This window comes from Pedobacter chitinilyticus, assembly GCF_003313385.1.
Lineage (GTDB): Bacteria > Bacteroidota > Bacteroidia > Sphingobacteriales > Sphingobacteriaceae > Pedobacter > Pedobacter chitinilyticus.
In genome coordinates, this window is record NZ_QMHN01000006.1 from 232230 (window position 1) to 245013 (window position 12784).

Here is a 12784-nt window from a genome sequence, read left to right on the forward strand (position 1 = left end):
ATGAAGCAAGTTGAAGACGCAGAGATTCTCTCGAAATTTCAGGATGAAAAAACTCGAAATAACGCCTTCAACTTGCTTTTACAAAAATATCAGCAAAAAATCTATTGGCATATCAGACGTTTGGTCATCGACCACGACGATGCCGATGACCTTGTTCAGGAAACTTTTGTAAAGGTTTGGAAAAACCTGCATTCGTTTCGCAGCGACTCCCAACTATATACTTGGATTTATCGGATTGCTACCAACGAGTCCATCACCTTCCTTAACAAGAAAAAAAACAGGAACAATGTTTCTTTAGATGAAGTAAATTCTGAATTGGCAGAAACACTTGCTTCTTCTTCGCACTTTGACGGTGATAAAATTCAGCGAAAACTACAAGAAGCCATCCTTACGCTTCCCGAAAAGCAACGTATTATCTTCAACATGAAATATTTTGATGACATGAAGTATGAAGAAATCTCGGAGGTTTTGGGTACCACAGTAGGCGCTTTAAAAGCATCGTTCCATATTGCGGTCAAAAAAATCGAAGCAATTTTAATAAATCAAGATTGAAATTAAACCTTTTGCCTAAAAAAACATCAATAAATACGAATGAGTAAAATGGCCGAAAATATGGAATGGGAAAACGAAGCGCCACAACTAGCGAAACTGAAAAAGTCTAACCCCTTTACAGTTCCAACAAATTATTTTGAGGAACTTGAGGAGCGGATCAATCAGTCTGTATTTATGAGTTCGTTGGAAAAATCAACAGGCAATGGTTTTACCACTCCAGCAAATTATTTCGAAACCCTTAGCGAGCAAATCATTGCTCAAGCTAAATTATCAACGTTTGTAGATGAGCAACAAGGTTTCGGTGTTCCTGATGGATATTTTGAGCAATTGCAACAAAATATTACCGCTAAAACCATCAGCCCTAAAAAATCAGTAAAACTGTGGCATCAACCATTGTTTAAATATGCGGTTGCCGCTTGTTTGGTGATTATGTCTACCACAGGTTGGTTTGCCAACAAACAGTATCAAAGCCATCAATTACGAAAAACCGAACTTGCCAAAGAGCAATTATTATATGACATTGACGAAAGTGTCATTATTGAATATGTTCAGGAGGCACAGCATGGGAAAACGGCTAATGTTACCGACAGTGAAATGGAAGACTATATTTTAGATAATTTCTCCACTACAGACTTATCTAATAATTTATAAATCTGGGCCAGATGGTCGTCATCAAAGCCCATTTAACACAATCAAATAATAATAATAATAATATAAACAGATGAAAAACTTTGTTTTTGCACTATTAATCTTCGCTCCTTTTTTAGCTTCAGCACAAGGGCCTAAAATGGGTGGTGAAAAAATGGAAGCCAGAAAAGTGGCTTGGCTAACCACAAAGCTGGATTTATCTGCCGAAGATGCAAAGATTTTTTGGCCTATCTACAATGACTATGTGAGAGAGCAATCCACCTTGAGAAAAGAACGGATGCAGAAGATGATTAGCTTTAGAAAACTGAAGGAGATTGAAGATTTAGACGACGAAGAAATTCAAACGCTGATTTTAAACGATTTCAACTTCAGACAACGAGATTTAAATATTGAACGCAAATACTACAACAAGTTTAAATCGAGCTTACCTATTAAAACGGTAGGAAAGTTTTACAGGGCACAAGAAGCATTCAAGAAAGAAATATTACAACAGTATAGGGCAGCAATGCCTGCACCTCAAACGAATTAGGTTGCACAAATGATTAACCGAAGAGGACGTCTTTTAAAAGGCGTCCTTTTTTATTTGACATCATTTCCAAAAAAATGAGCCTTAAATCCGCTACTTTTGCAACATGCTTACCCAACGACAACTTTTTTTAAAACATAACGCTCAAACTTCTACCACTCCATTAATGCTTGAATTTGTGAAAGCCCAGGGAGTGAACCTATATAATAAAGAAGGAAAAGCTTACATCGATTTAATTGCTGGCATTGGGGTAAGCAACGTTGGCCATTGCCATCCTAACGTGGTGACAGCCGTGCAAAAACAAGTTGAAACCTACATGCACTTGATGGTTTATGGCGAGTTTGTACAAAGCCCGCAGGTTAATTTTGCTACTGCTTTAGCTTCGGTTTTACCTGAGCAACTTAACTGCACTTATTTTGTGAACTCTGGTGCCGAAGCGGTAGAGGGAGCCATGAAATTGGCCAAAAGATATACGGGAAGAAAAGGCTTTATTGCCTGCAAAAATGCCTACCACGGCAGCACACAAGGCGCAGAAAGCTTGATGGAAAGCGATTTCTACTCTGCTGGCTACGGTCCGTTTTTGCCACATGTAGATTTTATCTCCCACAACCATATTGCCGATTTAACAAAAATTACCGACCAAACTGCCGCTGTTTTTATTGAACCTATACAAGGCGAGGCTGGCGTGAGGGTAGCTGACCAAGCTTTTATGGAAGCTTTAAAAGCAAGATGTTTGGCCACTGGTACACTTTTGATATTCGATGAAATCCAAACAGGTTTTGGTAGAACTGGAAAAATGTTTGCCTTTGAGCATTATGGTGTTACCCCAGATATCCTTCTTTTAGCCAAAGGTATTGGCGGTGGAATGCCTATTGGTGCTTTTATCAGTTCGGCAGAAATCATGTCGGTATTATCCTTTAACCCCATCTTAGGCCATATGACTACTTTTGGCGGCCATCCCGTGTGTTGTGCTGCTGGACTAGCTACCTTAAACACGCTGTTAGATGAAAATATTGTAGCTGACGTTGAAGCAAAAGGCAATTTATTCAAAGAACTGTTACAACATCCAGCGATTAACGAAATACGCGGCAAAGGCTTGATGCTTGCCGTAAGTTTTGATAGTTTTGAGATTAATAAAGCAATTATTGATGCCTGCATTGAAGACTGCATTATTACCGACTGGTTTTTGCATTGTAGTGATGCCATGCGTATTGCTCCCCCCCTCACCATTACCGAGGATGAAATCAAGGCAGCGTGCGACATTATTTTAAGAAATATAGAGAAAATTTGCCCCTCAAAATAGCTTGGGATGAACGTATTGATTGTTGAAGACGAAAAAAGCCTAGCCTTAGAAATCAATGATTTCCTAAGCAAGGAAGGCTATATTATAGACCACGCCAGAAGAAAAGCTTCGGCAGAGGAGAAAATTTTCGTTAACAGCTATGATTTTATCCTGCTTGATTTAGGCTTACCAGATGGCGACGGCTTTGAGTTGTTAAAACTAATTAAAGGTTTGAAAGACCGAGATGATGCCATCATTATTCTCACCGCTAGAAGTGCAGTAGACGACCGCATTAAAGGATTGGAAGAGGGTGCTGACGACTATTTGCCTAAACCTTTCTCGCTGAACGAGCTTTTGGCAAGAATGCATGCTGTAACCCGTAGAAAGCACAAGTTGGAGAAAAACGACATCCAAGTACATGATTTTGTATTAGATATCCAGAATAGGGTGGTTACCTTTAAAGGAGAAAGAATTCATTTGACCAAAAAGGAATTTGAGATTTTAAATTATCTGGTATTGAACAAAAATCGTGTAGTATCACGTACGAGCCTTACCGAACACGTTTGGGGAGATATTTTAGAGGTCAACTCTGATTCGAACTTTGTGGATGTACACGTTAAAAATCTTCGCAAAAAACTGATGTGCCATGCCAAAACCGATTGGCTGGAAACTGTAAGGAGTATTGGTTATAGGATAACGCTTTAATTTGGGATAAGCATGAGACTGCAAGAAAAACTTACTTTATATAATGCCGCCACCAAAATTGCACTCATTTTTATCCTCGGAACCATTATTTTATTTTCTCTAGAAAAAATTTCCATCAACCACTTAGATAATCGGTTATCTAAAAAAGAAACCAAACTCATCAGAAACCTGAATGATAGCGAGGTGGATAGTTTGTTGAATGCCGAACAGACTTTTACTGACTATAATATCTTGAAGGACGAGTTTATTGTACTCACACTTATTCCAAAGCAAAAAAAACTTGATACAACGGAAAAATTCAGCACAGGAGATCGTGAAATTATGGGCGATATTGAGGCCTACCGCATCCTCACGAAGCAATTTGAGTACAAAAACAAATATTATCAGCTAGAACTGGGTACTACGGCTGCTGGTGCCATCTCCATCAAAAAATCATTAGGGATTTACATGTTCATTGTACTGATGGTTTCACTTTCCATTACTTTGGTAACAGATTATGCTTTCACCAGGTTCCTGCTCAAGCCTTTTTATAAAATATTGGATCAAAAGATTAACAAGGTTAACGACCCTATCACCTTCGATTACAGCAAGATTCCGACCAACACTACCGACTTTGTTCTTTTGGATGATAGCATTAACGGTTTGATGAGGAAAATTACCGATTTATTTCTGCTGGAAAAACAATTTATCGCCAATGTTTCGCACGAATTGCTTACCCCAATTTCTATTTTAAATGGCAGGTTAGAAAATATTCTTGCTTCAGAAACACTAGCGGTAGAACATGAAGAAAAAATCATGGCCTCGCTAAAAACATTGAGCAGGTTAAAATCCATTATCAATAGCTTGTTGTTAATTTCCAAAGTAGAAAACGAACAATACGTTAAAAAGGACCAGATTGTCATTAGGCAAGAACTGGAAGATATCTACGAAGATTTAACAGAACGTATTTCAGACAAACGCATTACTTACGAAAATCAAACTCAGGAGGATTTCATTTTCTTAGGGAACCAGCCTTTAATCCATACGTTACTCATCAACATCATCAACAACGCCATTAAGTACAGCAAAAATGCTGGAAAAATCGTCATCTCAGACCAATTAACGGAAGTTGCCTACACCCTTAGCATTACTGACAATGGTATCGGTATGGAGAATGAAATCGTCAAAAAAGCATTCCATCGCTTTGAAAGAGAAAACAACGAAGAGGTTAGCGGCTTGGGATTAGGTCTAGCTATTTGCAACAGTATTGCTAAATTTCACCATATTTCACTGGACATCTCTTCTAAAAAAAATGAAGGCACTAAAGTAAGTATCACTTTCCCTCTCGAAAAACAGCTTTAAAAAGCCTTTTTTACAAGTCCGTAAAACTTCATAATTTCTTCATGTTGATAGATGAACTTAGTATTGTTAAACAACAACATCGTTCACTAAAAATAAAAAGAAGATGAAAACAGTGAAATTTTTAATGATTGCATTGATTGCAGCATTTACAGTAAACTTAGCAAACGCACAAACTTCACCAGCTGCTAAAGCGCCAGTAAAAAAAGTTGCTCCTGCTGCTAAAGTAGTAGAGAAAAAAGCTGAAAAAGCAGAAGCTAAGGTTGATACTGTAGCTAAAAAAGCAAAGCACAAAGCACACAAAAAAGCATAGTACTTGTTCCTAGTTAGTACAATGCGCAGTGGCCTAGCCCTGCGCATTTTTTTGTTGCCATATTTTTAGCACTTCTTCCTATCTTTATCCAAATAATTCATCATAAAAATGGAAATCATTCAAGAAAACGAAGACAGAAGAGGTTTATTTAAAGCAGTAGAAGATGGCAGAGAAGCTGGTGTAATGACCTACACTTGGGCTGGAAGCACTAAATTCATCATCGACCATACTGAAGTTAATCCCGATTTTAAAGGCAAAGGTGTTGGTTTACAAATGGTGATGAAAGCAGTAGGATATGCTAGAGCCAATCATTTAAAAATCATGCCATTATGTCCGTTCGCTAAATCGGTTTTCGACAAAAATCCTGATATCGCAGATGTGCTGTTTTAAACAGGAATTTGCCCAAATGAACACATAGATACATCGTAAACCGACGCTGTTTAATTAGGTTAACTCATTTTCTGGCGCTTAATCAAATAAGCTTCCAAAATATGATTAAAGCCCGCATTCATATCAGCATCTACCATATCAATTTTATATTGGGCACATTTTAAGGCTAGGTTTTTCCTATAAGCGGTCATTTGCGATAGATAAGCATTTTTCACCTTCGAAGCGTGAGCTTTTAAAACAGTTCCCGTTTCCATATCTACAAACTCATAAGGCCTGTTTTCGAAATCAAACTCTTGTTCTTTCGTCTTATCGGTAACATTAAATACCACCACCTCATGTTTATTGAATTTCAAGTGCTGCAGGGCTGAGAACAATTTATCCAATCTGTCACTGTTATTAGCTGTTTGTAGCATATCGCTAAAAATAACAACTAAAGAACGTTTATGGATTAAATCGGCAATTTGGTGCAATGCGACAGAAAGATCGGTTTGTACATTCAACTTAGAAGTGGCCAATACTTCTTCCAACTTTGCAAACAAAAATTTTTGGTGTACACTGGTAGATTTAGCAGGCGTATTGAGCTTCAGTTCATCTGTAAAAAGACTTAAACCAAAAGCATCGCGCTGCCTTTTAAGCAAATAAATTAAAGCAGCAGTACTTTGAACGGCAAAAGTGAGCTTATTATATTTATCGTTAGGAAAATACATTGACGAAGAAATATCAATCACAAATTGACACCTTAAATTGGTTTCTTCCTCGTAACGCTTGCTAAACAGCTTATCGGTTTTGGCAAACAACTTCCAATCAATGCTTTTAACGCTATCGCCGTTGTTGTAAAGTCTGTGTTCTGCAAATTCAACTGAAAAACCATGGAAAGGACTTTTATGCAAGCCTGTGATAAATCCTTCTACCACTTGCTTTGCTAGAAGCTCCAAACTACTTTCAAATCTAATTTCTTCAGGTTTTTGCGATGCTTGCATACGTAAAACTAATAAAAAAGATTTTGTTTAGCTTTGTTATATCACTAAATAACATCATATGAAAAGATTATTACTTTTTATCATTGGCGCTATGCTAATGAATAGCAGCTATGCTCAAAAAGTACAAGGCGGTAAGGTAAATACCGAAAGCGCCAAACTTGCTGGCAAACTAGACACTGCAAAAAAACAAGAAGGTTGGACGATTAGAGGTACTAATACGCTCTTGCTTAATCAAGCAGCTTTTTCTAACTGGGTTGCGGGCGGTATTAACTCCATTGCTTTAACTGGCCGTGCCGATTACGAATTTAACCTTAAAAGAGGCAAAAATTTATGGGAAAATCGCCTTTTAGCTGGATACGGCCTACGTTCGGAAGAAAACAACAAAGCGACCAAAGTGGAGGATGTGATTGACTTGACTTCTAAATATGGCTACCAACTTGGAACGAGCAATTGGTACGGAGCTGTCGCCTTAAACCTTAAAACACAATTTGCAAAAGGTTACGATTATGGCAAACCTGAACAAAGCTACATTTCCAATCTGCTTTCTCCAGGCTATGTTACACTAGGACTAGGTGTTGATTACATCCCTAATGATAATTTCCAATTTAGCGTTCATCCATTAACTTCAAGATTTACCATTATTGCCGATAAGGCAGTTTTTGACCCCAATAGAGATGGTATCCTTACCGAAGCCTACGGTGCAAAACCTACAGAGAGTTTGGTTTATCAGTTAGGTGCTTACGTAGGCGGTAGGTATAAAGTGAAACTGATGGAGAATATTATGCTCGACAATCGTTTTGGCATCTTCACCAATTACCTAGAAAAGCCTCAAAACATGGTACTTTCCTATTCGGGAATTTTGGATATGAAGGTAAATAAATTTATTTCTACCCAAATTACTGCTGATTTATTTTACGATGATAATCAAATTGGCAAACTACAGTTAAAAGAAACTTTAGGTGTGGGCTTAACTTATAAGTTTGGCAGATATTGATTCAAGCAAAAAGCTCATAAAAAAACCGATGTACTTTTAGCACATCGGTTTTTTGTTTATATGAAGATAAGTAAATCCTTATTCTACAATTGGCCATCTAATTTACCTGCCAAAACTGATTTAGGCACTGCACCAATTTGTTTGTCAACTACCTGACCATCTTTAAAGTACAACAAAGCTGGGATGTTACGGATACCAAACTGCATTGAAATTTGAGGGTTGTTGTCAACATTTACCTTGCCAACCAAAGCTCTACCTTCGTATTCTTTAGCAATTTCTTCTACCACTGGACCTACCATACGGCAAGGACCGCACCATTCTGCCCAAAAATCTACCAAAACAGGTTTATCTGATTTTAATACTACTTCCTCGAAGTTAGCATCTGTTATTTCTAAAGCCATATCTAAATTTTTATTATGTACAAATATATTATCAATTGTGATGCCATCAATAGCCAAATGTCAATTTGACACTTTTGTGTCGAGACCCTTCACTAATCACTAGCTACTAAAAACTAATTCAACCTGTAATCAACAAAGTCCAACTTCTTAATTTCATTCAGAAACTGGTTATTGGGATTTATTTTTTGGTTTTTAGAAGGCAGTTCCAACTTCAACCCTTTCTCCACATCATAAACCTCAAAATTGAGCTTACAGTTTTGCGCATCTGCATTTTCTCTATTTTCATCTAAAATAGCCTGTATCTGTTGCATAAAGCTATCGTTCACAATCTCGATAGGAAAAAATATCGTTAATGATTTGGTCAGTTTATCTCTTAGGCCCGAAAGTAAATCAATGGTCGTGATTTTAAACTCCCAATCACCCTCTTTTCCAAAACGCAGTCCTAATTTACCACGAATCTGCAAGAAATATCCTTCAGTTAAAAACTGTTTAAATTTCAGGAAGTCATCACCAAACAAGGCAATTTCACAACTGTCGTCATAGTCTTCGAACGTAAAAATCCCGAAAGGCTTGCCTGTTTTGGTAATTCGTTGTGAAGCCATGACCACCAGGCCTCCCACGACCAATTCTCGATTTTTCAGGGTTTCGAACTCTGCCATAATTTCTTCATTCGAATCGCCCATCCTTACTTTATTGATGATACTCAAATGCTTCACTTTGTGCGGGCAGTACCTGTCCAATTCAAAACGATAATCATCTAAAGGGTGTCCCGAAAGGAAAATCCCAATGGCATCTTTTTCATATTTCAACTTATCAATTAAGCCCCATTCTTGGGTCATGGCAAAAGAGGGTTCCAAAATCAAATCGGCTTTTGAACCTCCAAATAGCGATGACTGCGAAGAATTTTGGTTATTCTGGAAGTCGTTGGCATATTTAATCAGCTTTTCGATACCATTTAGTTTGTCGTTAGGCCCAATAAAGAAATATTGTGACCTGTTAAAACCAAAAGCATCAAAAGCACCGCCATAAACAAAACTTTCATAAGCTTTTTTGTTTACGATACGCGTATTGGAACGCTTCGCAAATTCAAAAACAGTAGGATAAGGTCCGTTTTCTGTACGTTCTTCGATGATACTTTCTACCGCTTTCTCACCTACTCCTTTTACTGCTGACAAACCAAAACGAACTTCGCCTTTGGCATTTACCGAGAACTTCATTTCCGACTCGTTCACATCTGGTCCTAATACTGGCACACCCATTTGTCTACACTCTTCCATGAAGAAAGCTACCTGCTTAATATCACTCATGTTATTGGACAGTACCGCAGCCATATATTCTGCGGGGTAATGGGCCTTTAAATAAGCAGTTTGATAGGCTATCCAAGCGTAACAGGTAGAGTGGGATTTGTTGAATGCGTAAGACGCAAATGCTTCCCAGTCTTTCCAAATCTTCTCTAAAATCTCGGCCTTATGTCCTTTTTCCGAAGCCTGTTTCACAAACTTTGGCTTCATTTTATCGAGTACGTCTTTTTGTTTTTTACCCATGGCCTTACGCAAAACGTCGGCCTCACCTTTGGTAAAACCAGCCAATTTTTGCGACAAAAGCATTACCTGCTCTTGGTAAACCGTAATTCCGTAGGTTTCTTGTAAATACTCCTCACAGGCGTCCAAATCGTAGGTAATAGGCTCTACACCGTGTTTACGTCTAACGAAACTAGGAATATACTCCATTGGCCCTGGACGGTATAATGCATTCATCGCAATTAAGTCACCAAATACTGTAGGTTTTAGTTCCTTCATGTATTTCTGCATCCCAGGACTTTCGTACTGGAAAATGCCGACCGTTTCACCACGCTGGAAGAGCTCATAAGTAGCTACGTCATCTATTGGGAAATTATCTGGGTCGAGATCAATATTGTGACGCTTTTTAACGAGCTTCACGGTATCTTTAATCAGGGTTAATGTTTTCAACCCCAAAAAGTCCATTTTTAATAAACCTGCACTTTCTACTACCGAGTTATCAAACTGGGTAACGTACAAATCACTGTCTTTGGCGGTAGCTACAGGCACGAAATTGGTAATGTCATCAGGTGTGATGATTACCCCACAGGCGTGGATACCCGTATTACGTACCGAACCTTCCAACACAATGGCCTGCTGCAACGTTTCGGCTGCTAAATCTTTACCTGAGGCTAATGCTTTAAGCTGGTTAACGTTTTCAAATTCATCTGGCCGGAGTGCTTCTTTTAGGGCCTTTTCTTGCAAATTGAAGATTTTGGCCAGCTTCATATTCGGCACCAACTTAGCCACTTTATCAGCTTCAAAAAGCGGCAAATCTAATACCCTTGCCGTATCCCTAATGGATGATTTGGCCGCCATGGTGCCATAAGTGATGATTTGCGCTACTTGACTGGAGCCATATTTGCCAATTACGTAATCCATTACGCGACCACGACCCTCGTCATCAAAGTCGATATCAATATCGGGCATGGATACACGATCGGGGTTAAGGAAACGCTCAAAAAGGAGGTCATATTTAATTGGGTCGATATTGGTAATTCCCAAGCAATAAGCTACCGCAGAACCTGCTGCTGAACCACGACCTGGCCCAACAGATACGTCCCTGTTGCGGGCTTCGGCAATAAAATCTTGTACAATCAAAAAGTAACCTGGATACCCCGTTTTTTCAATGGTAGCCAACTCAAAATCCAAACGTTCGGTGATGTCTGGAGTAAGTTCCCCGTAACGTTTTTCGGCACCCACATAGGTTAAATGGCGAAGGAATTTGTTTTCACCTCTTTTTCCACCATCAGCTTCATCCTCTGCCACCACAAATTCTTCGGGAATATCAAATTTGGGTAGTAATACCTCCCTTGCGAGCTTGTAGGTTTCTATCTTATCAATAACTTCTTGTACATTGATAATCGCTTCTGGTATATCGGCAAACAGATCTTTCATCTCGTCTGACGACTTGAAATAATATTCTTGGTTAGGCATGCCGTACCTAAAACCTCTACCACGACCAATTGGCGTGGCTAGTTTTTCAGCATCTTTTACACAAAGTAAAATATCGTGGGCATGCGCATCTTTTTTGTTAACGTAATAAGTATTGTTGGTGGCAACCATTTTCACCCCAGTTTGAGCGGCCATTTTCACCAACACTTCATTTACACGGTCTTCATTTTCCTGTCCGTGGCGCATGAGCTCGATGTACAAATCTTCTCCAAATTGCTCTTTCCACCACAACAAAGCTTCTTCCGCTTGCTTTTCGCCAATGTTCAAGATTTTACTTGGCACCTCTCCATACATGTTACCTGTAAGTACAATCAGGTTTTCCTTGTACTGTTCAACAATGGCCCTGTCTATCCTAGGCACATAATAAAAACCTTTGGTATAGGCAATTGACGACATTTTTGCCAAGTTGTGATAGCCTTGCTTGTTCTTGGCCAAAAACACCACTTGGTAGCCATCATCTTTTCGGGTTTTATCGGTGTGGTTCTCACACACAAAAAACTCTACCCCAATAATTGGTTTCAAGATGGTTTCCGTAGGCGCTTCTCCTTTTTCCAAAGCTTCTGCATTTTTAGCCTCGGCAGCCTTGTTATGGTTAAGCACATTACTCACAAAGTGGAAGGCACCCATCATGTTGGCGTGGTCGGTTAGGGCCACCGCAGGCATGCCTTTTTCGGCAGCGGCTTTTACCAAAGCAGGTACGCTAATGGTACTTTGCAACACCGAAAATTGGGTGTGATTGTGCAAATGTGCAAACGCAGCATCGGCCAACGCAGCCTTATTGCTTTCTAACGTTTGTTTAGAAACACCTCCAGTGTCGGCCCCTTTTCTTTTCCTTATTTCATCTGAAGCTGCTTTTAGATTGATGTGCTTTAAACCTACAGATTCTACCGTGAAAGGATTAGCTTCCTTAAATTTCAGGAAATAATCAGTATCAACTTGTAGCTCTTCCTTGGTAAAAACCTGTTTTTTAATCAGTTCCAAAAAACAACGAGTAGTAGCCTCAACATCGGCCGTGGCATTGTGGGCTTCGGCAAAAGGCACTCCAAATAAATACTGATGTAGTTCTGTAAGATTAGGCAGCTTAAATTTACCTCCCCTACCTCCAGGGATTTTCAATAGTTCGGCAGTTACTTCAGTACAGGTGTCTAACACTGGCATATCTGCCAATAGGTTCTCCTGGCCAAAACGATACAGTTCGCAGCCCATAATGTTAAGGTCAAAACCGATGTTTTGTCCTACCACAAATTTGGCTTTCGCTAAAACCTCTTTAAATTTTTCCAATACTTCGGCCAAGGGAATCCCCTGCTCCTGCGCCAATTCGGTAGAAATACCGTGAATACGCTCGGCATCATAAGGAATGTTGAAACCTTCGGGCTGTACCAAATAATCTTGGTGCTCCAACAACCTTCCCATATCATCATGCAACTGCCAGGCAATTTGTATACAACGCGGCCAATTATCTGTATCAGTAATCGGGGCGTTAAAATTACGCGGCAAACCTGTTGTTTCGGTATCAAAAATTAAGTACATAGCTAAAAAATGAGGATACCAAAATTAACGAAAAATATAAGGGATTTCGTCAGCTAATTATCAACATACGGCAAGGCTTCCATTAGCCGAAATTTAAATTTTATTGGAACT

At 39.1% G+C, this 12784-nt stretch carries 12 protein-coding genes; 9 read left to right on the top strand and 3 right to left on the bottom strand.

The window, feature by feature from the left end; translation table 11 throughout:
* The 8 genes from DUT70_RS17875 (at position 1) to DUT70_RS17910 (ending at position 5754) form a co-directional block, all read left to right on the top strand.
* On the top strand, positions 1 to 552 hold the full coding sequence (locus tag DUT70_RS17875) for an RNA polymerase sigma factor (RefSeq protein ID WP_113648730.1): 552 nt from the start codon (positions 1 to 3) through the stop codon (positions 550 to 552).
* Positions 553 to 591: 39 nt separating this feature from the next.
* Positions 592 to 1203: a hypothetical protein gene (locus tag DUT70_RS17880; RefSeq protein WP_113648731.1), complete on the top strand. Its 612-nt coding sequence runs from the start codon at positions 592 to 594 to the stop codon at positions 1201 to 1203.
* Positions 1204 to 1273: 70 nt separating this feature from the next.
* The gene (locus tag DUT70_RS17885) at positions 1274 to 1729 is read left to right on the top strand and encodes a periplasmic heavy metal sensor (protein WP_113648732.1); all 456 of its coding nucleotides are present in this window, start codon (positions 1274 to 1276) and stop codon (positions 1727 to 1729) included.
* Between the two features lie 103 nt (positions 1730 to 1832).
* Positions 1833 to 3029, top strand: a complete 1197-nt coding sequence (locus DUT70_RS17890; protein WP_113648733.1) for an aspartate aminotransferase family protein — start codon at positions 1833 to 1835, stop codon at positions 3027 to 3029.
* 6 nt (positions 3030 to 3035) lie between these two features.
* A complete protein-coding gene (locus tag DUT70_RS17895; protein WP_113648734.1) occupies positions 3036 to 3713 on the top strand; it encodes a response regulator transcription factor in 678 nt (225 codons plus the stop codon).
* 12 nt (positions 3714 to 3725) lie between these two features.
* Positions 3726 to 5054 (top strand): ATP-binding protein, encoded by a 1329-nt coding sequence (locus tag DUT70_RS17900; RefSeq protein ID WP_113648735.1) that lies wholly within the window; start codon positions 3726 to 3728, stop codon positions 5052 to 5054.
* Between the two features lie 103 nt (positions 5055 to 5157).
* Entirely contained in the window at positions 5158 to 5364 is a 207-nt protein-coding gene (locus DUT70_RS17905; protein WP_113648736.1) for a hypothetical protein, read from the top strand.
* A 108-nt stretch (positions 5365 to 5472) separates the two neighbouring features.
* The gene (locus DUT70_RS17910) at positions 5473 to 5754 is read left to right on the top strand and encodes a GNAT family N-acetyltransferase (protein ID WP_113648737.1); all 282 of its coding nucleotides are present in this window, start codon (positions 5473 to 5475) and stop codon (positions 5752 to 5754) included.
* A gap of 59 nt (positions 5755 to 5813) precedes the next feature.
* Here DUT70_RS17910 and DUT70_RS17915 read toward each other — a convergent pair whose 3' ends face one another.
* The gene (locus DUT70_RS17915; RefSeq protein WP_113648738.1) at positions 5814 to 6734 is read right to left on the bottom strand and encodes a DUF58 domain-containing protein; all 921 of its coding nucleotides are present in this window, start codon (positions 6732 to 6734) and stop codon (positions 5814 to 5816) included.
* A 58-nt stretch (positions 6735 to 6792) separates the two neighbouring features.
* Between DUT70_RS17915 and DUT70_RS17920 the strand changes: the two genes are divergently transcribed.
* A complete protein-coding gene (locus DUT70_RS17920; RefSeq protein WP_113648739.1) occupies positions 6793 to 7728 on the top strand; it encodes a DUF3078 domain-containing protein in 936 nt (311 codons plus the stop codon).
* An 83-nt stretch (positions 7729 to 7811) separates the two neighbouring features.
* On the opposite strand, the gene trxA is transcribed toward DUT70_RS17920, so the two are convergent.
* Together trxA and dnaE are read right to left on the bottom strand one after the other, a co-directional pair.
* The gene (gene trxA / locus DUT70_RS17925) at positions 7812 to 8129 is read right to left on the bottom strand and encodes a thioredoxin (RefSeq protein WP_113648840.1); all 318 of its coding nucleotides are present in this window, start codon (positions 8127 to 8129) and stop codon (positions 7812 to 7814) included.
* A 113-nt stretch (positions 8130 to 8242) separates the two neighbouring features.
* Positions 8243 to 12673 (bottom strand): DNA polymerase III subunit alpha, encoded by a 4431-nt coding sequence (gene dnaE / locus DUT70_RS17930; RefSeq protein ID WP_113648740.1) that lies wholly within the window; start codon positions 12671 to 12673, stop codon positions 8243 to 8245.
* Positions 12674 to 12784 lie beyond the last annotated feature (111 nt).